This is a genomic window from Streptomyces sp. UH6, from assembly GCF_013421635.1.
GTDB lineage: Bacteria > Actinomycetota > Actinomycetes > Streptomycetales > Streptomycetaceae > Streptomyces > Streptomyces abyssomicinicus.
The window spans coordinates 1-1,482 of sequence record NZ_JACADT010001215.1 but is presented as its reverse complement, the minus strand read 5'-3'; the positions used below and the strand labels follow the sequence as shown (position 1 = coordinate 1,482).

The 1,482-nt window shown below is 74.0% G+C and carries 2 protein-coding genes; both read left to right on the top strand.

Translation table 11 applies throughout. The features are described 5' to 3' along the window. Nucleotides 1-364: (2Fe-2S)-binding protein (locus tag HW445_RS30710; RefSeq protein ID WP_257231400.1), on the top strand; the 364-nt coding region annotated here is incomplete at its 5' end. A 247-nt stretch (nucleotides 365-611) separates the two neighbouring features. Then, a partial coding sequence (locus HW445_RS30705) for a DUF2637 domain-containing protein (protein ID WP_180224063.1) occupies nucleotides 612-1,482 on the top strand: 871 nt, incomplete at its 3' end.

The window sequence follows — 1,482 nt, the reverse complement described above, 5'->3', positions numbered from 1 at the left end:
GGCCGAGCACATGGGGCCGGTGCTGGAGGTCTTCGGGCCGCGGATGCGCCGCCGCGGCCGCTCGCTGTGGGGGATGGTGACCGACGAGCTGGTCGAGGGCCTCTGGTACATCGGCAACCTGCTGGGCGAGGAGCGGCGGGCGATGGAGGAGCTGGGCCGGATGCTGCCCGGGGCGACCCTCCCGCTGCCCGGCGCCGCCGGTTTCCGGGAGCTGCCCGGCCCGGCCGGCGAGTCGCTGACCACCCGCGACCGGGTCACCTGCTGCCTGGTCTACACGCTGACCGACAACAACACCTGCGTCACCTGCCCGCGCACCTGCGACACGGACCGCGTCGCCAAGCTGACGGCGGCCCAGGCAGCCTGACATCTGATCGGATCTGCACCCGTCCGCCGTCAGGCGGCCTCCCGCCACACCACCCTTGAGGGTGACTTCCCTTCGAACTCTCTTCACGCCCCTGGGCGCGTGTTCGAAGATGAGGGCGCGAACCCGCCCCTCCGCACCACTCCCTCGGTTCCTCTTGTCCGGAAACCCCGTACGGGCCACGCCGGTTGGGTCACCATGGCCGCCAGCTACGCCCTTCCCACGCAGGCCCGACGCAAGGGACAACCGGATGAGATTGACCGACGTTTCGCTGGACTGGCTGCTTCCGGGCGCCGTACTGCTCCTCGGCGTGCTGGCGGCGGTGGCGGTGCTCGCGCGCGGCCGGAAGGCGTCGGCGGCGGGCTCGGCCTCCCCGGACGACTCCTGGGAGCGCAGCGAGGAACGCCGACGGCGCAAGGAGGCCGTCTACGGGACCGCGTCCTACCTGCTGTTGTTCTGCTGTGCCGCGGTGGCCGCCGCGCTCTCCTTCCACGGCCTGGTCGGCTTCGGACGCCAGAACCTCGGCCTGGCCGGCGGCTGGGAGTACCTGGTGCCGTTCGGTCTGGACGGGGCGGCGATGTTCTGCTCGGTGCTCGCGGTGCGCGAGGCCAGTCACGGCGACGCCGCCCTGGGGTCCCGGATGCTGGTGTGGCTGTTCGCGGGCGCGGCCGCCTGGTTCAACTGGGTGCACGCCCCGCGCGGCCTGGGCCACGCGGGCGCCCCGCAGTTCTTCGCCGGGATGTCGCTCTCCGCCGCGATCCTCTTCGACCGCGCCCTGAAGCAGACCCGGCGCGCCGCCCTGCGCGAACAGGGCCTGATCCCGCGGCCGTTGCCCCAGATCCGGGCGGTGCGGTGGCTGCGCGCGCCGCGCGAGACCTACCGCGCCTGGTCGCTGATGCTGCTGGAGGGCGTGCGGAGCCTGGACGAGGCGGTGGAGGAGGTCCGCGAGGACAGCCGGATGCGGGAGCAGACCCGGCGGCGCCGTCGTGAGCAGAAGCGGGTGGAGCGGGCCCACCTGAAGGCGGTCAGCCGCGGGCACGCCCCCGCCGCCCTGCCGGAGCGGGCGGCGCCCCAGGTGGAACTCGAGCGCGCCGACGGCGCCGGTCCGGCCGCCGCGGAGC